Source organism: Serratia sp. N21D137 (assembly GCF_047530005.1).
Classification (GTDB): Bacteria; Pseudomonadota; Gammaproteobacteria; order Enterobacterales; family Enterobacteriaceae; genus Chania; species Chania fonticola_B.
Genome location: NZ_JBLJAJ010000015.1, coordinates 28474 through 48405, shown reverse-complemented (window position 1 = coordinate 48405; position 19932 = coordinate 28474). Strand labels below are relative to the sequence as shown.

The following is a 19932-nucleotide window of genomic DNA, read 5'->3' as shown; positions in this document are numbered from 1 at the left end:
ATGATCCCATCGAGATCACATCTTAAGTGTAAAAATTTAAAATCCCACCAAAAACAAAGCCACCTAAGGTGTTAATAAATCGATAATTGATCTGAATCAATAAACGCCCTTTGTTGCAAATATGATGCATGTTTGAATTTCTGTTACCGAAAAAAGTTGCTAAAAAAAATGCCACTGCGTAATTTCATTATTCCTGTTGGTTTTGGTTGGGCCGGTAAGGAGTCGGTGGCAATCAAGATGAGCGAAATTCAAAATCCCTGCACCAGCTGCGGCGCCTGCTGCGGCTATTTTCGAGTATCATTCTATTGGGCCGAAGCGGAAGATGGCGGCGGCGTGGTACCTATATCCTTAACTGAACCCTTGAGCCCCTTTCTGCGCTGTATGCAAGGGACCAACAGCAAGTCACCACGCTGCACCTCGCTGGTAGGTGAGATTGGTCAGGCGGTGTCCTGTTCGATCTACCCCAATCGCCCCAGCCCCTGCCGCGAATTCGATCAATCCGGGGAAAACGGCCTACGCAATGAAGCCTGCGATCGTGCCCGTGAGCGCTACGGCCTGCCGCCCTTGCCGGTTCCCCTGCCATTATCATTGTCAGAGACCATAATCGCCCAAGAAATCAGCACAGTGCCATTCGCGGGGTGCCACAGCGGCGCGGAACAGGGTACAATCGCCCACTGATTTAACTACGTTCCCGACGCCAAGGAGTCTGCATGCCAAGCATGCCAATTACGGCCAACACGTTGTACCGTGACAGTTTTAACTTTTTCCGTAATCAGGTTGCCAGCATTGTGCTGTTGGCACTGCTGACCGCATTCATTTCTGTGCTGCTTAATCAGGCATTTAGCCCCGATATTGAGCAGTTGAAGATCCTGACCGCGACGGAAAGTGATCTGGCCTCCAACGCCGGTGCCGGCATGGGGATCCAGGAAATCATTCAGCAAATGACGCCTGAACAGCAGATGGTGCTGTTGAAAGTGTCCGCCGCCGCGACGATTTCCGCTTTAGTGGGTAACGTGCTGCTGGTGGGGGGCATGTTGACGCTGATCCGCCTGGTTTCTGAAGGCCAGCGTACCAGTGCGCTACGGGCTATCGGGATATCTGCCCCGCTATTGCCGCGTTTACTGCTGCTGCTGTTTGTCTGCACCTTGCTGACCCAGCTTGGCCTGACGCTGTTTGTCGTGCCCGGTGTGATCATGGCGATCTCGTTCTCGTTGGCCCCGGTGATTTCCGTAGCCGATGGGAAAGGCATGTTTGCCTCACTGAAACTGAGCTGCAAGCTGGCCTTTGCTAACGCGCGGGTGATCGTACCGGCGATGATGCTGTGGTTGGCGGCCAAACTACTGGTGCTGTTTATGGTCAGCCACTTGTCGGTGTTGACGCCACACGTTGCCAGCATCGTTCTGACTGCATTAAGCAACCTGGTTTCTGCCTTACTGCTGATTTATCTGTTCCGGCTGTATATGCTGCTGCGGGACACAGCGCCCACTTCTGGCGTGTCCTTAGATAAAAGATAAATAGGGTCGGTTGACGTTTAAGGGCACGCTTTTAGCGTGCCCTTTTTATTTACTGTGCCGTGCCCGGTTCGGCCTGTTCCTTACTTTGTATCAGCTTGAGTGCCAGATAAAGGTCGGGCACCAGGATCAGATCCTTATCGCGCCCCACCTGATTGATACGGAACCAGCGCGTTAACTCGGTGCGCCGTCCGGCCAACACCAGCTTAACGTTACGCTGTAACAAGTCACGCTTTAACTCGTCAATGGCCGCCAGCACGCTGATATCCGCATGGGTAAAACTGGCCACCGCATCCACTACCACCCAACGTGGTTGGAACGGCGTACTGTCGACCAGATTGAGGATGCGCCGTTTGAAGTAAGCCACGTTAAAATAGGTCAGCGGGGAGTTAAAGCGGTACATCATCACGCCCTGCACCGCCTTCACCCCGTTGTTGTTGCCCATTGAGTGGATCATGCCTTCCTCATTGACCCCCAGCAGTTGCTCCGTGGGGCGGAACACGGTGCGCAGAAACTGCATCAGGCCAAGCAATACCGCCAAGCCAATGCCGCTGATCACCCCCACCAGCAGCACGCTGACGAAGGTGAAGGCTGCCAGCCTGAACGCCTGGGCATTGCGCTTGCGCAGGATCCAGATGCCGCGAATGTCGATCAACGACCAGGCGGCGTACATCAGCACCACGCCTAATCCGGCTACCGGAATAAATTGCAGTGGAGAAGTCAGGAACAGCAGCACAATGCCGATGACGATGGCGGCAATAATTGATACCAGTTGGCTCTTGCCGCCGTTGGCATCGTTTACCGCCGTACGCGAATCGGCCCCGCTGATGGCAAACCCTTGCGACAGCGCAGAAACAATGTTGACCAGCCCCAGCGCACGGAACTCCGCATCGGCATTGACCTCGTAGCCATTTTTCGCCGCAAAGCTGCGCGCCGTTAGCATCATGCTGACAAAGCTGACCACCGCCAGGTTGAGCGCCGGTATCACCATGTCACGCAGTAAGCCCGGCTGAAAATCCGGCCACTGAACGATAGGCAGCATGCCGCTGAAGCCCCCTACGGTAATAATACCGTGCTGCTGCAAATTAGCCGCCCAGGTGATGAAGGCGACCAGCACGATGGCAAACAACGGCGCAGGCCAGTTAGGCCGCAATTTTTTAACCCCCACCAGCATTGTCAGCGTAAGCAATGAAATGCCCATCGTCGGCCAATCGCTATGCAGAATGTTACCGGGCAAGGCATAAATACGTTCAATCAGCTGCGCCGGTGGCGTACCGAACCCCAGCACTTTGCCGATCTGATCGACAATGATGGTCACCGCTACGCCGTTCAGCAATCCGCTGAGGATCGGGCGCGAAAGCAGGTCTGCCAAGGCCCCGAGCCGGAAGCGGCTGGCCAACAGACACCAAGCCCCCGTCATGGCGGTCATCATGATGGTGAGCTGCCAGTGCAGTTCCATACTTCCTGCGGCCAGCGGAGTCACCACGGCGGCGATCACCGCACAAGTGGCCGCATCCGGCCCAACAATCAACTGCCGGGACGAGCCAAAAATGGCATAGGCGATCATCGGTAAAATACAGGAGTAAAGCCCGACAACCGGGCTGACACCGGCCAATTCGGCATAGGCGATCGCCACCGGCAAAGCTACTGCTGCGACCGATAAGCCCGCTCGAATATCCGGCTTCAACCAACTGCGTTCATATCCTAACAAATGCGTCAAACCGGGCGTCCACGCCCGCAGAGACTTCCACTGCATAGCTATTTTCCAGGGTAAATTATGCGGCTATTATTATGCTTAATATGCGTGGTACACCCAGCGCTTGCAAATAACCGAGGGTAACAATCGTAAGTTTATGCAAATTCTGGCGTTTACAGCAGCAATCTACCGGACGAACACCGATAATCTGCCCTTTAGTGCGATACACAGAGCGCGCCAAATCCGGTATAGTCGCCCGATGAACCTATGATGGATTGATTTATGAAGCAGTTTCTTGATTTTTTACCCCTGATTGTCTTTTTTGCCTTTTATAAGCTTTACGATATCTACGTCGCCTCGGGTGCCTTGATCGTCGCCACCGCCCTGGCATTGGTCTTTACCTGGCTGAAATATCGCAAGGTTGAGAAGATGACGCTGATCACCTTTGCCATGGTCGCCGTATTCGGCACCTTGACTCTGGTGTTTCACAACGACCTGTTTATCAAATGGAAGGTCACTGTCATCTACACCTTGTTCGCCCTGGCGCTGCTGATCAGCCAGCTGATCCTGAAAAAGCCGCTGATCCAACGCATGCTGGGTAAAGAGCTGACCCTGCCGGACAGCGTCTGGAACCACCTTAACATTGCCTGGGCCCTGTTCTTCCTGGCCTGCGGCTTGGCCAATATCTATGTGGCATTCTGGATGCCGCAGGACGTTTGGGTTAACTTCAAGGTATTCGGCCTGACCGTGCTGACGCTGGTCTTCACCCTGTTGAGCGGTATCTATATTTACCGTCATATGCCAGAAGAGCAGAAGAAATAATGACCGAACAACGACCTTTGCCTAGCGGTGAGCTGGTGCTGCGCACGCTGGCCATGCCGGCAGATACCAATGCCAACGGCGATATCTTTGGCGGCTGGCTGATGTCGCAAATGGACATCGGCGGCGCGATCCTGGCCAAAGAGATTGCCGAAGGGCGCGTGGTTACCGTGCGGGTAGACGGCATGACCTTTCTCAAGCCGGTCGCTGTGGGTGACGTGGTGTGCTGCTATGCTAACTGTATCCGCAGTGGCCGCAGCTCCATTACCATCAATGTGGAAGTTTGGGTCAAGAAGGTGTCTTCTGCCCCGATCGGCCAGCGCTACCGTGCCACGGAAGCGGTCTTTACCTATGTAGCGGTAGATGATGGCGGCAGCCCTCGTGCCCTGCCAGACGGTAAGATGAACTTCCGCGTTGGCGAATAAGCCTACGTCAGATAGCAAAAAGGTCGCAAATGCGACCTTTTTTATTGCTTACTCAACCGTCGAACCTTCCATTTTGAAGACGATGGTCTTCGTCAGGTTCTGCGCGGTTTTGGCTTCATAGCGCCATTTACGCATTGCCTGCTTCACTTCACGTTCGAACATATTACGTGGTTCCGCAGACAGAATACGCACGTTTGTGACCCGCCCGTCGCTATCGACATCGAACTGAACCTTGACCTTGCCTTCGATCTGCAATGCCCGGGCGCGCGGTGGATACATCGGCTTGCCGATACTCAGAGCTTTCGGCCCCAACTCACGGGAAGTTCCCGGCGCGGGTGCTGATGGTGCCTGTTTAACCGGTGCCTTGTCGATCGGCTTGGCTTCGGATTGATTGTCGAACGGCGAAGGTTCACGCGGTTCGGTCTTCTTCACTTCACGCTTGACCGGCTTCTCTACCTTCGGCTTAGGTTTTGGCTTCGGCTTGGGTTTCTCCGGCTCCGGTTTAGGGATGGCTACCGGTACCGGCGGTGGCGGCTCTGGCTCCGGGATTGGTTCTGGCTCAGGCTCAGGTTCTACCTGTGGCTCCGGTTCCGCCGCAGCCGGCGGTGGCGGTTCTGCCAGCGCGGTCATATTCACCATCATTACGCTGATAGGGGCATCTTCCTGCTTCGGCAGCTCCAACACTTCGTTGACGGAAGCGTAGAGCAAGGCGGCCACCAGGGCACTGTGCAAACCAACGGAGAGGACAATTGGCACGGAAATTCGGCGAATAAGGAACATTTTGTTTAGCGGCATAATGATTCTGTTTCCTCTGGTGCGCCAAGTTTAAATGCAAATAGCAATCATATTCAATAACGAAAGACAAACTATCGCTTTAATCGGCATCATTAGGCGCTAAAACCAGCAAACTCATAGGGATATTAACGTTTAATTAGCCTTTTATTGAGCTTTCATACGGATTGTTAACCAATGTGTTCCCTCACTCGTCAATCGCAGCACACGCAGCTATCCTCAACACGGTAATGAATTTTTATCTGGATTGGCATTCCCTTGTCACAGGTTTTGCGCTACTTTGTGATTACCGTTGTATGGCAATGATTTTAAAGGTGAAATATGCTTTATCTGATCTACGCACAAGACGTACCTGGCACGCTGGAACAGCGTATGGCGGTTCGCCCCGCCCATCTGGCTCGCCTGCAGGCACTGCGTGATGAAGGCCGGTTGGTAGTCGCTGGCCCTAACCCGGCTATCGATAGCAACGATCCAGGCCAGGCTGGATTTACCGGTTCTACCGTGATCGCCGAGTTCCCTTCGCTGGAGGCGGCAAAATCCTGGGCAGCACAAGACCCGTACGTGGACGCTGGCGTATACGGCGAAGTCACAGTGAAACCCTTCAAACAGGTATTTTAAGCAAAAAAAAAGCCAGCACGGAGGTGGCTGGCTAAAAGTGGGTTCTTCGAGGGAATATCTTTATTCGCTAAACATACTCGCCGAGCGAGGTGACCGCCATCTATCACTGCAATAGGTCAACCATTGTGAGCCGTATCGTTAAGAACCCACTTTTGCAGATCGGTAAACATCGCTTCCCATTCCTGCTGAGTGATATCCATAAAGCCGAAGAAGCGCAGCATGAAGGCTCCCTCGGTGGCCAGGAAGGCCAATCGCGCCTTTCTCCCCGCCTCGGTAGTCAGATCCAAACCTGCTATGCGGCTGCGATACCATTCTCGCGTACTGTCCAGGTGTTCTGGCGTCTGAATTAACGTCGCCATCAACCCGGCCGCCTTGGCGCTGGAAGCCTGATCGGAACTGCGGGTAGCCTGCATATGCGCCTGGACAATGGTTAATGGGTCCGGATCGCTGCCTGCGATATCGTCAAAAACCTGCTCATAAACCTTACCCCAACGGTCAAACATCGCATCGATGAGCGCATCTTTGCTACCAAAGCAATATTGCACTCCCCCCTTGGAGATCCCCATGGCTTTAGCCACCGAATCGATGGTCAACCCTGCCGCACCTTGGGTCGCCACAATCTCTTCTGCGGTATCCAGCACCTTGTCACGATCGATACTCCGTTGACGCCCCATTGAGAAAGCCCCTTTTCAATACATACGTATGGATTTATATTATAGCAGTATACCACCGGTACTACCGGGTGGTTACCGTAAGGTGACGCAGCCGCGTCATCGGTTTACTAGGATACTCTTTATGCACGCCCAAAACCGCTGGCTGATCCTGGCAATGATCTCCAGTGCGCTATTTTTAATCATTACCGATATGACGGTGCTTTACACCGCGTTGCCGCGCCTGACCCAGGCATTGGATGCCACAGCCTCACAAAAGCTATGGATCGTTAACGCCTACCCGTTGGTGGTTGCTGGCCTGCTGCCCGGCGCTGGCATGTTAAGCGACCGTCTTGGCCACAAGAAAATGTTTATCGCCGGTTTGCCGGTCTTTGCCTTGGCCTCACTGTGCGCCGCGTTCTCCCCCAGTGCCGAGCTGCTCATTGCGTCACGGGCTTTCCTGGCCATCGGGGCTGCGATGATGATGCCAGCCACGCTATCCATTGTGCGCCACGTCTTTACCGATGAGCGTGAACGTGCGCTGGCGATTGGCATCTGGGCCGCCGTGGCCTCCGGCGCCGCCGCACTTGGCCCGGTGGTAGGCGGCGTTCTGCTGTCCTATTTCTGGTGGGGCTCGGTATTTCTGATCAACGTGCCGGTGGTGATGCTGGTTCTGCCGCTGGCGGTCTATCTGATCCCTCGTTGCGGTGGAGACAGTCAACGCCCCTGCGACTTTATCAGTTCGCTACAGATCATGTTCGGCCTGGTGGCGTCGATCTATGCGCTGAAAGAGCTGAGCAAACCCGCGTTCTCCCTGAGTGACTTCGCCATTGCGGCGGCGCTCGGTATGCTGTTCCTGACGCTGTTTGTCCGCCGTCAGCAGCGGTCGCAATACCCCATGATCGATTTCTCACTGTTCCGCAATCGGCTGTTTGCCAGCGGTGTCGGTGTGGCGATCGTTTCAATGATCGCGCTGATAGGGGTCGAGCTGGTGTTAAGCCAGCGGTTACAGTTGGTGCTAGGCATGACGCCGCTGCTGGCCGCGTTGTTTATTTTACCCATTCCAGTAGCCTCGGCTCTGGCTGGCCCGTTGGCTGGGGCCTTGCTACCGCGTTATGGCGAGCGATCCATGTTGGTAGGCGGCTTTATTCTCACCGCCTTAGGCATTGCGGGTGTCGCGCTGTGGTATCAAGGCAACGTCATTATGCAGTTGGTCTGCCTGTTTGTGGTGGGCTTTGGCCTCGGCGGTGCCATCACAGCCGCCTCAACGGCCATTATGCTCAACGCCCCGGAAGACAAGGCGGGCATGGTCGCCGCCATTGAAGACGTCTCGTGGGAGTTGGGTGGCGTGTTAGGCGTCACGCTGCTGGGCGGGTTGATGACGGCGGTCTATAGTCACAGCCTGATATTGCCTGCCAATCTTCCTGCAGGCGATCTCGCATATGACAGCATTGATGAGGCGCTACGGTTAGCCGGAAATATGGGCGCAGACAGCGCAGAAAGGCTGATCCAGCTGGCTAGAGGCGCCTTTGATCAGGCCTTTATTGCCGTGCTGATCGCCGCCGCATTGCTCACCAGCCTGAGCGCCGGTGTGCTAAAATTTGCTTTGCGCAAAAGGGCGCAGGTGTAATTTAATCGATGAGGTTAAGTGGGCGCAGCATGCAGCGCCCCTACCCGATTAGCAAATTGATGAATGTAAGCAGCTTGAAAGATGGCGGGTAAATTGGTTTGAACGATTGAATTGATGCTTAGTAGCAACTTTAACCTTATGATAGATGCGGTTAACCTGTTTTGTATGGATATCAATCTAGATAATCGAAACAAATAATCAGGAGAAGATTATTATGGCAACGGCAAAGAAAGCGACCAAGACTCATATCGGCCTGGACACCAAACAATCAGCAAAACTCTCTGAAGCACTGAACGCCCTACTGGCTAACTACCAGGTGCTGTACATGAACGTGCGCGGCTACCATTGGAATATTTCCGGCCCGCACTTCTTTGAACTGCACGTCAAGTTTGAAGAAACCTACAATGACCTGCTGACCAAGGTGGATGAACTGGCAGAGCGTATTCTGACTCTGGGTTCACAGCCTCGCCACGCCTTCAGTGACTATCTGAAAACGGCGGATATCAAGGAAGACACCAATGTCACCGACGATAAAGGCACCCTGCGCGGCTTGCTGGAAGGTTACGCCATTTTGTTGCAACAGCAGCGCGAACTGCTGACGCTGGCCGCAGAGGCCGGTGACGAGGGTACCTCTTCGCTGATGAGCGATTACATCAAAGAGCAGGAAAAACAGGTGTGGATGTTGAACGCCTATCTGGGTAAATAACCCAGGTCCAGCCAATAGCAGAACAGCCCATAACGGGCTGTTCTTGTTTTACCACTCGTAAGCCACAACGAACAATAAGGCTCTGCGGTGTTGATCGTCCAAACGACGGCGAACACGAATGATATGCCGATTACTGCACGACTGGCGCTCTAACCAACGGTGCCTGCGCCGCTGGCTCTGCCGTAACATCCTCCAGCGGCCCACTTCATTTCTACTGCGTCTCATTTTACGTTACCCATCAATGCCAACCGCGGGCATTATATCCCTTTCAACGTACGATCCAAGTCGCCCTTTCACCACATTAGCTCTATCAGAGACGACAAAAAGTACGGTTTTTATTTTCAGCAAGTTCCTTTGGTCAATCATTTTTATGTAACTTAACTACCGAGAAAAGGTTTCACCTTTGTTGTTCTGTGCGTACACTCATTATTGGTGGCTTACCAACGGAAATTTTTGCCTTTATGACAACCTTTTATACCGTAATTAGTTGGCTTTTGGTGTTTGGCTACTGGCTGCTTATCGCCGGGGTCACATTGCGTATTCTGATGAAACGACGCACCGTGCCTTCGGCCATGGCCTGGCTGCTGGTGATCTATATTCTGCCCTTGGTCGGTATCGTCGCTTATTTATCCTTTGGCGAACTGCACCTGGGCAAGCGCCGCGCAGAGAGAGCCAAAGCCATGTGGCCCTCAACCGCTCGCTGGCTGAATGAGCTTAAAGGAAGCAGCCGGATTTTTGCTACCGAGTACAGTGAAGTGGCCCGCCCGCTGTTCCAGCTTTGCCACCACCGCCAAGGGATTGATGGCGTCAAAGGCAACCAGCTACAGTTGCTGACGACCACCGATTCAACGATGAATGCCCTGGTGCGGGATATCGAACTGGCACGCCATAATATCGAGATGGTGTTTTACATCTGGCAGCCAGGTGGGCTGGTCGATCAGGTCGCCGAATCATTGATGGCCGCCGCACGCCGTGGCGTACATTGCCGTTTGATGCTGGACTCGGCTGGCAGCGTACAGTTCTTCCGCAGCCCTTATCCCAGCATGATGCGTAACGCCGGTATTGAGGTGGTTGAGTCACTCAAGGTGAACCTGTTCCGCGTATTCCTGCGGCGTATGGACCTGAGGCAACATCGCAAAGTGGTGCTGATCGACAATTACATCGCCTACACCGGCAGTATGAATATGGTCGATCCACGCTTCTTCAAGCAAGATGCCGGGGTTGGTCAATGGATCGACCTGATGGCACGCATGGAAGGCCCGGTGGCAACCACGATGGGTATCGTTTACGCCTGTGACTGGGAGATTGAGACCGGCAAACGCATTTTGCCACCGCCACCAGACGTGAATATCATGCCGTTTGAGCAGGAAAGCGGCCACACCATCCAGGTTATTGCCTCTGGCCCGGGATTCCCGGAAGAGATGATCCATCAGGCGCTGTTGACGGCGGTCTATTCCGCGCGTGAGCAGTTGATCATGACCACTCCCTACCTGGTACCAAGCGACGATCTGCTGCATGCCATCTGCACGGCTGCGCTGCGTGGCGTTGACGTCAGCATTATCGTTCCACGCGACAACGATTCAATGATGGTGCGCTGGGCCAGCCGTGCCTTCTTCTCGGAGCTGCTGGAAGCGGGCGTGAAGATTTATCAGTTTGAAGGCGGGCTGTTGCACACCAAGAGCGTGTTGGTCGATGGCCAGCTCAGCCTGGTCGGCACGGTCAATCTGGATATGCGCAGCCTGTGGCTGAACTTTGAGATCACCCTGGTGATTGACGACAGCGGCTTTGGTGCCGATCTGGCCTGTGTGCAAGATGATTACATCGCCCGCTCGCAGCTGCTGGATGCCGAGCAATGGTTGAAGCGCCCGTACTGGCACCGTCTGGTCGAACGCCTGTTTTACTTTTTCAGCCCGTTGCTGTAAAAGCGGCAACGAGCATGGTTTAATAGCCTCAAATCATTTGTTATCAGGATTTTTATATGGACTTGAATAATCGCCTTACCGAAGATGAAACGCTGGAACAAGCCTACGACATCTTCCTTGAGCTGGCAGGCGACAATCTGGATCCCGCGGATATTCTGCTGTTCAATTTACAGTTTGAAGAGCGCGGCGGTGCCGAGCTGTACGATCCGGCAGAAGACTGGCAGGAACACGTGGATTACGATCTGAATCCGGACTTCTTTGCCGAGGTGGTGATCGGCCTGGCGGACAGCGATGGCGAGCCTATCAACGATGTCTTTGCCCGCGTGCTGATCTGCCGCGAGAAAGATAACAAGCTGTGCCACATTTTGTGGAAAGAATAAGCCGGTGAACGGTACAAAAAAACCTGCCAAATGGCAGGTTTTTTATTATTAATCAATACATTACAACGGATCGACTTTCAAGCACGATACCGCATGACGGAAGCTGCCTTCCAGCAATGGGCGAGTTTTAGCGCACTCCGGCCCGGCAATCGGGCAACGAGTGCGGAACACACAGCCCGAAGGCGGATTGATCGGTGATGGCAGTTCCCCTTCCAGCAGTTGGATCTGCTTTTCCTTCTCCTTGTCAGGATCCGGCACCGGAACCGCCGACATCAGCGCCTTGGTGTAAGGATGCTGCGGGTTATGATAGACCTCATCATAGGTTCCCAGCTCCACCGCATGGCCCAGATACATCACCAGCACCCGATCGGAAATGTGTTTGACCACTGCCAGATCGTGGGCGATAAAGATTAGCGATAACCCCATCTCACGCTGCAACTGCTGCAGCAGATTCACCACCTGCGCCTGGATAGACACGTCCAGGGCGGAGACCGGCTCATCACAAATCACCAGTTTCGGCTCCAGGATCAAGGCGCGGGCGATGCCAATACGCTGGCACTGCCCGCCGGAGAATTCATGCGGATAACGGTTGATCAGGTTCGGCAGCAGGCCCACCTTCAACATCATCGCTTTGACCTTATCCTTCACTTCCTGACGCGGCATTTTCGGATTATAGGTACGCAGCGGTTCGGCGATGATCTCACCGATGGTCATACGCGGGTTCAGCGAGGCCAACGGATCCTGGAAAATCATCTGAATATCGCTGCGCGTCTTGCGCCAGTCGGCATCGCTCATGCCCAGCAGATCTTTGCCCAACCAGGCAACGCGGCCACTGGTCGCCTTCACCAGGCCGATAATTGCCCGTGCGAAGGTGGATTTACCGCAGCCTGACTCCCCTACCACCCCTAGCGTTTCGCCTTCAAACAGGCGCACGGTGACACCGTCAACCGCCTTCAGGGTTTCCGGTGCCTGCCAGAACCACTGCTTGTCATCATGAATATCGAAGTGAACTTTCAGGTCTGCGACTTCCAGCAGCACTCTTTTATCGGTTGCGGTCATACCAACGCCTCCACCGGCTTGAAACAGGCGCGCAGGCGCCCCTCACCAAACTGCTCCAATGGCGGAGCACTCGCGCACTGCTCCATCGCATGCGGACAACGCGGCTGGAACGGACAGCCTTTCGGCAAACGCAGCAGGTTCGGCGGATTACCAGGGATGGTCATCAACGCTTCACCTTCAGCATCCAGACGCGGCACCGCATTGAGCAGCCCGATAGAATATGGGTGGCTCGGATGATAAAACACATCGCGGGCGCTGCCGTATTCCATGGTGCGGCCAGCGTACATCACCAAGACTTTGTTACAGATCCCGGCAACCACGCCCAAATCATGGGTGATCATGATGATCGCCGTATTGAATTCACGCTTCAGTTCGTTAAGCAGCGTCATGATCTGTGCCTGCACGGTAACGTCCAGCGCGGTGGTTGGCTCATCGGCAATCAGCAGTTTTGGCCGACACAGTAACGCCATGGCGATCATCACGCGCTGGCGCATCCCGCCGGAGAACTCATGCGGATACATCCGCATACGCTTACGGGCTTCCGGCATTTTGACCGCATCCAGCATGCGTACCGATTCTTCAAACGCCTCGCTTTTGCTCATTTTTTTATGCAGCATCAGCACTTCCATCAGCTGCTCACCAACCCGCATATAAGGGTTCAATGAAGTCATCGGGTCCTGGAAGATCATCGAGATCTCTTCGGCCCGCAGCTTGTTGAGCTGGCTTTCTGGCAGATTGAGAATTTCACGGCCGTTGAATTTTGCCGAGCCACCGATGCGGCCATTGCTGGCCAGCAGGCCCATCAACGCAAATGCCGTCTGTGACTTGCCGGAACCCGACTCCCCGACGATGCCCAGGGTTTCACCCGCGCGCAGATCGAAGTTGAGATCGTTCACCGCGGTAACATCGCCGTCTGGCGTACCGAACGTCACTCGCAGATCTTTGACGTCCAGCAGCAGTCCGTCTTGTGGTTGAGAATTAATGCTCATGGTTGCACTCCTTAACGATCTTTCGGGTCGAGGGCATCACGCAGGCCATCGCCGATAAAGTTGAAACAAAACAGAGTGATAACCAGGAAACAGGCTGGGAACAGCAGCAACCACGGTGATACTTCCATTGAGTTGGCGCCATCGCTCAACAATGCGCCCCAACTGCTCAACGGCTCCTGAGTACCTAGCCCCAGGAAGCTGAGGAAGGATTCAAACAGGATCATGCTCGGCACCAGCAGCGAGGCGTATACCACCACCACGCCCAGTACATTTGGCACGATATGCCGCAGGACGATATTGCGAGTCGATACGCCGCACACCAGCGCTGCTTCGATAAACTCTTTACGTTTCAGGCTGAGCGTCTGCCCGCGCACAATACGCGCCATATCCAGCCACGACACCATGCCGATCGCCACAAAGATCAGCAGGATGTTTTGCCCAAAGAAGGTCACCAGCAGGATCACAAAGAACATAAACGGGAAGGAGTTCAGGATCTCCAGCAAACGCATCATCACCGAGTCGGTCTTGCCGCCCAGATAGCCAGAAAGTGAACCGTACAAGGTGCCCAATACCACGGCCACCAGCGCCGCAGCAACCCCCACCATCAGCGAGATACGCCCACCAATGGCCACGCGCACCAGCAGGTCACGCCCTGAGGAATCGGTACCGAAATAGTGCCCGGACTCCAGGTTAGGCGCGGCAGACATCATGGCCCAATCGGTGTCATCATAAGCAAACTGCGACAGCCAGGGGGCACAGATCACAAACAGGGTGATCAGCGCTAACACAAACAGGCTGGTCACCGCCGCACGGTTGTGCATAAAGCGGCGGCGAGCGTCCTGCCAAAGACTGCGCCCTTCAACTTCCAGCTGTTCGCTGAAGTTTTCCAGAGCTTCGCTGTTCTTTTTCGTCAACATCTTGCGTGCTCCAGCTTAGTAACGGATTTTCGGATCGATCACGGCATATAGCACGTCGACGATCGCGTTAAACAGGATGGTCAAGCCGCCGACCAGAATGGTCAGGCTCAACACCAGCGAATAGTCACGGTTCAATGCACCGTTAACGAACAGTTGACCAATTCCTGGCAGGCCGTAAATAGTCTCAATCACCATCGAACCGGTGATAATCCCAACAAACGCTGGCCCCATATACGACAGCACCGGCAGCAGCGCAGGTTTTAATGCGTGGCGCAGAATGATGCGGCGCATCGGCAAACCTTTGGCACGGGCGGTACGGATAAAGTTGGAGTGCAGCACCTCAATCATCGAGCCACGGGTGATACGCGCGATGCTGGCGATATATGCCAAAGACAGCGCCACCATCGGCAGGATCATGAACTTCAGCGCCCCACCGTTCCAGCCCCCACCGGGCAACCACTTCAAGGTAATGGCGAAAATCAGCACCAGTAAGGGGGCCACGACAAAGCTGGGGATCACCACACCGGTCATGGCGAACCCCATCACCGTATAGTCCCACTTGGTGTTCTGATTCAACGCGGCAATAACCCCTGCGCTCACTCCCAGCACCACCGCCAGAACAAAAGCGGCAAAACCCAGTTTGGCTGAAACGGGGAACGAGGCCTTGACCAGGTCATTAACCGAATAATCTTTGTATTTGAATGAAGGGCCAAAATCGCCCTGCGACAGCTGCACCAAATAGTGCCCGTATTGTTTCCAGATCGGATCGTTAAGGTGATATTTGGCTTCAATGTTGGCCAACACTTCGGGTGGCAGCGCGCGCTCACCGGTAAACGGGCTGCCGGGTGCGAGGCGCATCATAAAGAAAGAGATGGTGATGAGTATAAATAGTGTCGGGATCGCCTCTAACAGGCGACGAAAGATAAATTTAAGCATTGCCCTAGCCCTGTGCTTCAGCCTGATAACGGCTTATTGTCTTGAAATGGGCCGACGACCTGTGCCGCCAGCCCTTGCCGCATCAATGTTTGATGATGTACAGGTTTTTGTCGTAAACGTTATCCAGTGGATCTTTGCCTGAGTAACCACCCACGTAAGGTTTCACCAGGCGAGCATTCACATAGTAATAAAGCGGAACGATGGCAGAGTCTTTATCCAGCTGAACTTCGGCTTTCTGATACAGATCGGCACGCTCTTCTTTGGTTTTCGCCGTCAAGACGTTGCCCATCAGCTTGTCGAATTCTGCGCTCTTATAGTGCGGGGTGTTACTGCTGCTGTCGGACAGCATCATGTTCAGGAAGGAGCTTGGTTCGTTGTAGTCCGCACACCAGCCAGCACGTGACACGTCATAGGTGCCCTGATGGCGGGTATCCAGGAAGGTTTTCCACTCCTGGTTTACCAGCTTCACGTCCGCACCCAGGTTTTTCTTCCAGATAGACGCAGCGGCTATGGCCAGTTTCTTGTGCAGATCGGAAGTGTTGTACAGCAGCGAGAAGGTCAGCGGTTTACCTGGGCCATAACCCGCTTCAGCCAGCAGTTTCTTGGCTTCTTCGTTACGCTTTTCCTGCGTCCAGCCAAACCACTCTGGCGGGGTCAACTTGGCACCGTCGGTGTAAGGAGGAGTAAAGCTGTAAGCTGGCAGGTCGCCCTGGTTCTTCACCTTGTTGACGATGATATCGCGATCCATCCCCAGCTTCAGCGCTTCACGTACGCGAGCATCGGTGAACGGTGCTTTCTGGTTGTTGATTTCATAGTAATAAGTACACAGGTAAGGATCGACGTGCACTTCGTTCGGGATCTCTTTCTTCAGCTTCTGGAACAGTTCGATCGGCATGTTGTTATAGGTCATGTCGATTTCACCGGTGCGGTAGCGGTTGACGTCGGTGACTTCTGACGCGATCGGCAAGAAGGTGACTTTGTTAATGATGGTTTTGGCGTTATCCCAGTATTGCGGGTTACGTTCCAGCACGATACGTTCGTTAACTACCCAGTCTTTCAGCTTGTATGCGCCGTTGCTGACGTAGTTCTCTGGCAGGGTCCATTTCTCACCAAACTTCTCTACCGCTTCTTTATTCACCGGCTTCATGGCGTAGTGCGGAGTCATCTCTACCAGATACGGCACCGGCTCGGTCAGCGTCACCTGGAAGGTATGATCGTCGATGGCCTTGACGCCCAACGTCGATTTGTCTTTCTTACCCGCGATGATGTCATCCACGTTTTCTACATGAGCATATTGCAGATAGCTGGCATAAGGTGAGGCGGTTTTCGGGTCAACCAAACGCTGCCAGCTATACACGAAATCTTGTGCCGTTACCGGCTCACCGTTCGACCATTTGGCGTCTTTACGCAGGTGGAAGGTCCACACTTTAAAATCTTTGTTATCCCAGCTTTCTGCGACACCCGGCACCACTGAACCGTCCAGGCTGTTATTTGCCAGACCTTCAATCAGATCGCGAGTGACGTTGTTTTCAGGCACGCCTTCGATCTTGTGCGGGTCAAGGGATTGTACTTCGGAACCGTTGTTCTTGACGATTTCCTGCTTGTCTGCCAGCTGAACGCCCGCTGGCACATCGGCCGCAAAAGCAGTTCCTGCCACCGTCAAGCCTAGCGCCGCAATAATGCCTGCTGCCAGCAGGGACTTCTTCGTGATGTTGGTCATGTGGTTAAACTCCAGTTTTTATTATCACAACTCCGTCGTGGGAGCTGCGTTGCCCGTTAACCGGGGGTTGCTTTGGCTGGACGTCGTGGAACGAAACGACGCTGCCTTTCCTTTGTATTACCGGCTGCTATCACCGCCGGTAACACCCTTCATTACTGTTTGATGATGTAAAAGTTTTTCAGATCGATATAGTCTTGCGGATCTTTGCCGGTGAAACCGCCAACCGTAGGTTTGACCAGCCGCGCACTGACCCGATAATAAACCGGGACCAACGCAGAATCTTTGTCCAGCAAGGTCTCCGCCTGCTGATAAATGGCCCCTCGTGCAGCGGCGTCCGGTGCTTGCAGGGTGCTGGCCATCAGCGCATCGAACGCCGAGCTTTTATAGAAGAATGTGTTATTGCTGCTGTTGGAAAGCAGCATATTCAGAAACGCGCTCGGTTCGTTGTAATCGCCGCACCAGGTGGCACGGGCCACATCAAACTGCCCTTCATGGCGGCTCTGCAGCGAGGTTTTCCATTCCTGATTTTGCAATGTGACCTGTGCGCCGAGGTTCTTCTTCCACATTGAGGCAGCAGCGATGGCCTGCTGTTTATTTTGATCGGAGGTGTTGTACAACAAGGTAAACTTGAGCGGTTTCTCAGCGGTGAACCCGGCCTGCGCCAGCAGTTTCTTCGCTTCTTCGTTGCGTTTTTCCTGCGTCCACCCAGCCCATTCTGGCTGGCTGAAGTTGCCCCCCTCGGTAAAGGTTGGCGTAAAGCTGTAGGCCGGGATTTGGCCCTGGCCCATGATCTTGTTGGCAATAATGTCGCGATCCAGCGTCAACTTGACTGCCGCACGTACGCGCTCGTCGGTAAACGGCGCACGCTGATTGTTGATCTCGTAATAGAAGGTGCACAGGTAAGGGTTAACGTGCAACTGTTCCGGGATCTCACGCTTCATTTTGGCATACAGATTCGGCGGGATGGCACTATTGGTAATATCGATTTCACCGCTGCGGTAGCGGTTAATATCGCTGACTTCTGAAGACAACGGCAGGAACGTGGCCTGCTCGATTACCGTCTTGCTGTTATTCCAGTAGCTCGGGCTGCGTTCGAGCATGATGTGTTCATTGACGACCCACTCGGATAAGCGATATGCCCCGTTGCCCACGTAGTTTTGTGGCAGTGTCCACTTATCGCCAAATTTCTCAACCACGGACTGTTTCACCGGTTTCATTGAGGTATGGGACAGCATGCTGACAAAATAGGGCACCGGCTCGCTGAGCGTCACCCTCAACGTTTTATCATCAATTGCGCTTACGCCAAGCGATTCAGGCGGTTTTTTACCGGCAAGAATAGCGTCAATATTCTCAATTCGGGCGTATTGCAGATAGCTGGCATAAGGGGAACCGGTCTTGGGATCCGCCAGCCGCTGCCAGCTGTATACGAAGTCCTGCGCGGTGACCGGAGAGCCATCACTCCATACCGCCCCTGGACGCAGGTGGAACGTCCACGTCTGGTAATCGGTATTTTCCCAGTTTTCCGCCACTGCAGGGGCCAGATGACCATTGGCATCGGTGCTGACCAACCCTTCAAGCAGGTTGAGGATAATATTGCTTTCAGGCGTTCCTTCGACCTTATGCGGATCCAATGAAGCGACTTCTGAACCGTTGTTGATCACCATGCGCTGCAGTGGTGCCAATTGCACCCCGGCCGGAACCTCAACGGCCTGCAGGTTTTGGCTGGCGCTCATCCCCAACACGGCGGCGATGATAACGGCCAACGGTTGATGCTTCGTGGTTTGCGGCATACTACAGGCTCCTTTTCACGGCTAAGCAATAATTGTGAAATAGTTATCAAGCGGGCTAAATATACGGATACCAGCAAAAATCATTCCTACTTGGCGCGCCAAAGATAAGATTTTTCTTTCCAACGAGTTGCTCGGAAATTAGCAGAAGCAAAAATTCATAGCTAATAATTTTTACAGAAATGTTAAGCATTTCTCTTTTATTATCCCATGGCCCTACAGACACCTAGCCTTCCCACCTGCCCGCAAACCGATTAACACCATGATTTTACTGGATAAGTAACAGTTTCATTTTTAACCTTTTCTTCACGGATGAAAAAAACCACTCAAAAGAAACATTCAGTTAACAAAAATGCCGTTCAGAGAATAAACACCTGCCTATCCGTGGTTAATCACTAATAACACCTGTGTGAAACGGAGACAAGCCCTACAGAATGATGTGATTAAATTAACAACAATTTTACCCATAGGGAGACAAAAACCCCCGTCACGTGGTTTTTAAAAGTGGAGAAAATAACATCTTGGTGCTTTATCAACCGATAAAGTGAGATTTGTGCCACAGGGTGGGGCAATAGAATAAAAAGCAGGCAGGTTATGCACTTTAATAATGCATCAGCTGGGATAATTTGAAAAATTAAAAATAACTTAAGCCGCAAACAGGATTATCCGCGGCTTTATTAAGGTTATAACAACCCAGGAAAAATGGCTTTGATGCCGGTGACAATAAATTCGATCCCCAGCGCCATCAACAACAACCCCATGATACGGGTAATGACGTTGATGCCGGTTTGCCCCAGCAGACGCACCAGCAGCGGAGCTGCCCGGAACAATAGCCAACAACAGAAAGCGAACAAGGCGATTGCCACGGTAAAACCTAACAGGTTCTGCCAGCTGTGGTAACGAGAGCTCCAGACTATGGTGGAACTGATGGCTCCCGGCCCGGCCATCAGCGGCAGCGCCAAGGGAACGACCCCGATGCTTTCACGGATCGCACTCTCTGACTTTTCCTGCTTGTTCTGTTTGTCTTCACCCAGCTTGCCGCTGATCATCGACATGGCGATGGTCACCACCAGAATGCCGCCAGCAATACGGAAAGAATCGATGGAGATACCAAACATACGCAATATACCCTCGCCCAGGAACAGCGAGGTCCACAAAATAATCGCCACCGACAGGTTAGCCGTCAGGTTGGTTTTGTTACGCCCGACCTCGGCCTGATAGCTGGTCATACTGATAAACACCGGCAGAATACCTACCGGGTTGACCAGCGCAAACAGGCCGACAAAGAACTTGATGTAGCCGGAAAAATCCAACAGAGATTGGCCCACGAAAAACTCCGCATAAATAGCTGTATAAAGAGACACTGCCGATGCGC

The 19932-nt window shown here is 53.5% G+C and carries 20 protein-coding genes; 9 read left to right on the top strand and 11 right to left on the bottom strand.

Annotation, left to right across the window (positions count from 1 at the left end; genetic code table 11):
- Positions 1–237: 237 nt before the first annotated feature.
- Both ACMV5H_RS13570 and ACMV5H_RS13565 read left to right on the top strand, forming a co-directional pair.
- Positions 238–678, top strand: coding sequence for a YkgJ family cysteine cluster protein (locus ACMV5H_RS13570; protein ID WP_024529249.1), 441 nt, complete (start codon positions 238–240; stop codon positions 676–678).
- Between the two features lie 41 nt (positions 679–719).
- Positions 720–1514, top strand: a complete 795-nt coding sequence (locus ACMV5H_RS13565) for a YciC family protein (protein WP_039996069.1) — start codon at positions 720–722, stop codon at positions 1512–1514.
- Between the two features lie 49 nt (positions 1515–1563).
- On the opposite strand, the gene ACMV5H_RS13560 is transcribed toward ACMV5H_RS13565, so the two are convergent.
- Positions 1564–3267, bottom strand: coding sequence for a SulP family inorganic anion transporter (locus ACMV5H_RS13560; RefSeq protein ID WP_059200958.1), 1704 nt, complete (start codon positions 3265–3267; stop codon positions 1564–1566).
- 222 nt (positions 3268–3489) lie between these two features.
- Between ACMV5H_RS13560 and ACMV5H_RS13555 the strand changes: the two genes are divergently transcribed.
- The gene (locus ACMV5H_RS13555; protein ID WP_021181242.1) at positions 3490–4029 is read left to right on the top strand and encodes a septation protein A; all 540 of its coding nucleotides are present in this window, start codon (positions 3490–3492) and stop codon (positions 4027–4029) included.
- Positions 4029–4451 (top strand): acyl-CoA thioester hydrolase YciA, encoded by a 423-nt coding sequence (yciA, locus tag ACMV5H_RS13550; RefSeq protein ID WP_021181241.1) that lies wholly within the window; start codon positions 4029–4031, stop codon positions 4449–4451. The genes ACMV5H_RS13555 and yciA overlap by 1 nt, the downstream gene beginning before the upstream one ends.
- Before the next feature lie 48 nt (positions 4452–4499).
- Here yciA and tonB read toward each other — a convergent pair whose 3' ends face one another.
- Entirely contained in the window at positions 4500–5246 is a 747-nt protein-coding gene (gene tonB, locus ACMV5H_RS13545; RefSeq protein ID WP_115158861.1) for a TonB system transport protein TonB, read from the bottom strand.
- Positions 5247–5564: 318 nt separating this feature from the next.
- On the opposite strand from tonB, the gene ACMV5H_RS13540 reads away from it, so the two are divergent.
- Positions 5565–5861 (top strand): YciI family protein, encoded by a 297-nt coding sequence (locus ACMV5H_RS13540; RefSeq protein WP_021806591.1) that lies wholly within the window; start codon positions 5565–5567, stop codon positions 5859–5861.
- A 116-nt stretch (positions 5862–5977) separates the two neighbouring features.
- On the opposite strand, the gene ACMV5H_RS13535 is transcribed toward ACMV5H_RS13540, so the two are convergent.
- Positions 5978–6535 carry a TetR/AcrR family transcriptional regulator gene (locus tag ACMV5H_RS13535; RefSeq protein WP_115158860.1) on the bottom strand — a complete coding sequence of 186 codons (558 nt, stop codon included), beginning with the start codon at positions 6533–6535 and terminating at the stop codon, positions 5978–5980.
- Between the two features lie 121 nt (positions 6536–6656).
- Here ACMV5H_RS13535 and ACMV5H_RS13530 point away from each other — a divergent pair, with 121 nt between their 5' ends.
- Entirely contained in the window at positions 6657–8141 is a 1485-nt protein-coding gene (locus ACMV5H_RS13530; RefSeq protein ID WP_414821975.1) for an MFS transporter, read from the top strand.
- A 214-nt stretch (positions 8142–8355) separates the two neighbouring features.
- Positions 8356–8847 (top strand): Dps family protein, encoded by a 492-nt coding sequence (locus tag ACMV5H_RS13525; RefSeq protein WP_021181236.1) that lies wholly within the window; start codon positions 8356–8358, stop codon positions 8845–8847.
- A gap of 48 nt (positions 8848–8895) precedes the next feature.
- Here ACMV5H_RS13525 and ACMV5H_RS13520 read toward each other — a convergent pair whose 3' ends face one another.
- Positions 8896–9072, bottom strand: coding sequence for a YciY family protein (locus ACMV5H_RS13520; protein ID WP_004945296.1), 177 nt, complete (start codon positions 9070–9072; stop codon positions 8896–8898).
- A 236-nt stretch (positions 9073–9308) separates the two neighbouring features.
- Here ACMV5H_RS13520 and cls point away from each other — a divergent pair, with 236 nt between their 5' ends.
- Both cls and ACMV5H_RS13510 read left to right on the top strand, forming a co-directional pair.
- On the top strand, positions 9309–10769 hold the full coding sequence (cls, locus tag ACMV5H_RS13515) for a cardiolipin synthase (RefSeq protein WP_021806594.1): 1461 nt from the start codon (positions 9309–9311) through the stop codon (positions 10767–10769).
- A gap of 56 nt (positions 10770–10825) precedes the next feature.
- Complete coding sequence (locus ACMV5H_RS13510; RefSeq protein WP_021181235.1) at positions 10826–11149, top strand: HI1450 family dsDNA-mimic protein; 324 nt, start codon at positions 10826–10828, stop codon at positions 11147–11149.
- A gap of 60 nt (positions 11150–11209) precedes the next feature.
- On the opposite strand, the gene oppF is transcribed toward ACMV5H_RS13510, so the two are convergent.
- The 7 genes from oppF to ACMV5H_RS13475 all read right to left on the bottom strand — a co-directional run bounded on the left by oppF (position 11210) and on the right by ACMV5H_RS13475 (position 19885).
- Positions 11210–12208, bottom strand: coding sequence for a murein tripeptide/oligopeptide ABC transporter ATP binding protein OppF (gene oppF, locus ACMV5H_RS13505; protein WP_414821974.1), 999 nt, complete (start codon positions 12206–12208; stop codon positions 11210–11212).
- Complete coding sequence (locus ACMV5H_RS13500; RefSeq protein ID WP_021806595.1) at positions 12205–13197, bottom strand: ABC transporter ATP-binding protein; 993 nt, start codon at positions 13195–13197, stop codon at positions 12205–12207. The genes oppF and ACMV5H_RS13500 overlap by 4 nt, the downstream gene beginning before the upstream one ends.
- 11 nt (positions 13198–13208) lie before the next feature.
- On the bottom strand, positions 13209–14114 hold the full coding sequence (gene oppC / locus ACMV5H_RS13495) for an oligopeptide ABC transporter permease OppC (RefSeq protein WP_021181232.1): 906 nt from the start codon (positions 14112–14114) through the stop codon (positions 13209–13211).
- A gap of 15 nt (positions 14115–14129) precedes the next feature.
- Entirely contained in the window at positions 14130–15050 is a 921-nt protein-coding gene (oppB, locus tag ACMV5H_RS13490) for an oligopeptide ABC transporter permease OppB (RefSeq protein WP_021181231.1), read from the bottom strand.
- 82 nt (positions 15051–15132) lie between these two features.
- Positions 15133–16770 carry an oligopeptide ABC transporter substrate-binding protein OppA gene (oppA, locus tag ACMV5H_RS13485; RefSeq protein WP_414821973.1) on the bottom strand — a complete coding sequence of 546 codons (1638 nt, stop codon included), beginning with the start codon at positions 16768–16770 and terminating at the stop codon, positions 15133–15135.
- Positions 16771–16922: 152 nt separating this feature from the next.
- A complete protein-coding gene (locus ACMV5H_RS13480; RefSeq protein WP_414821972.1) occupies positions 16923–18560 on the bottom strand; it encodes an ABC transporter substrate-binding protein in 1638 nt (545 codons plus the stop codon).
- 680 nt (positions 18561–19240) lie between these two features.
- Entirely contained in the window at positions 19241–19885 is a 645-nt protein-coding gene (locus tag ACMV5H_RS13475) for a YchE family NAAT transporter (protein ID WP_021181228.1), read from the bottom strand.
- Between the last annotated feature and the right edge of the window lie 47 nt (positions 19886–19932).

What these genes read in the sequence shown, in the direction of transcription:
- ACMV5H_RS13570 (WP_024529249.1), top strand. Translation starts at nt 238, where the DNA reads ATGAGCGAAATTCAAAATCCCTGCACCAGCTGCGGCGCCTGCTGCGGC.
- ACMV5H_RS13565 (WP_039996069.1), top strand. Translation starts at nt 720, where the DNA reads ATGCCAATTACGGCCAACACGTTGTACCGTGACAGTTTTAACTTTTTC.
- ACMV5H_RS13560 (WP_059200958.1), bottom strand. Translation starts at nt 3,267, where the DNA reads ATGCAGTGGAAGTCTCTGCGGGCGTGGACGCCCGGTTTGACGCATTTG.
- ACMV5H_RS13555 (WP_021181242.1), top strand. Translation starts at nt 3,490, where the DNA reads ATGAAGCAGTTTCTTGATTTTTTACCCCTGATTGTCTTTTTTGCCTTT.
- yciA (WP_021181241.1), top strand. Translation starts at nt 4,029, where the DNA reads ATGACCGAACAACGACCTTTGCCTAGCGGTGAGCTGGTGCTGCGCACG.
- tonB (WP_115158861.1), bottom strand. Translation starts at nt 5,246, where the DNA reads ATGCCGCTAAACAAAATGTTCCTTATTCGCCGAATTTCCGTGCCAATT.
- ACMV5H_RS13540 (WP_021806591.1), top strand. Translation starts at nt 5,565, where the DNA reads ATGCTTTATCTGATCTACGCACAAGACGTACCTGGCACGCTGGAACAG.
- ACMV5H_RS13535 (WP_115158860.1), bottom strand. Translation starts at nt 6,535, where the DNA reads ATGGGGCGTCAACGGAGTATCGATCGTGACAAGGTGCTGGATACCGCA.
- ACMV5H_RS13530 (WP_414821975.1), top strand. Translation starts at nt 6,657, where the DNA reads ATGCACGCCCAAAACCGCTGGCTGATCCTGGCAATGATCTCCAGTGCG.
- ACMV5H_RS13525 (WP_021181236.1), top strand. Translation starts at nt 8,356, where the DNA reads ATGGCAACGGCAAAGAAAGCGACCAAGACTCATATCGGCCTGGACACC.
- ACMV5H_RS13520 (WP_004945296.1), bottom strand. Translation starts at nt 9,072, where the DNA reads ATGAGACGCAGTAGAAATGAAGTGGGCCGCTGGAGGATGTTACGGCAG.
- cls (WP_021806594.1), top strand. Translation starts at nt 9,309, where the DNA reads ATGACAACCTTTTATACCGTAATTAGTTGGCTTTTGGTGTTTGGCTAC.
- ACMV5H_RS13510 (WP_021181235.1), top strand. Translation starts at nt 10,826, where the DNA reads ATGGACTTGAATAATCGCCTTACCGAAGATGAAACGCTGGAACAAGCC.
- oppF (WP_414821974.1), bottom strand. Translation starts at nt 12,208, where the DNA reads ATGACCGCAACCGATAAAAGAGTGCTGCTGGAAGTCGCAGACCTGAAA.
- ACMV5H_RS13500 (WP_021806595.1), bottom strand. Translation starts at nt 13,197, where the DNA reads ATGAGCATTAATTCTCAACCACAAGACGGACTGCTGCTGGACGTCAAA.
- oppC (WP_021181232.1), bottom strand. Translation starts at nt 14,114, where the DNA reads ATGTTGACGAAAAAGAACAGCGAAGCTCTGGAAAACTTCAGCGAACAG.
- oppB (WP_021181231.1), bottom strand. Translation starts at nt 15,050, where the DNA reads ATGCTTAAATTTATCTTTCGTCGCCTGTTAGAGGCGATCCCGACACTA.
- oppA (WP_414821973.1), bottom strand. Translation starts at nt 16,770, where the DNA reads ATGACCAACATCACGAAGAAGTCCCTGCTGGCAGCAGGCATTATTGCG.
- ACMV5H_RS13480 (WP_414821972.1), bottom strand. Translation starts at nt 18,560, where the DNA reads ATGCCGCAAACCACGAAGCATCAACCGTTGGCCGTTATCATCGCCGCC.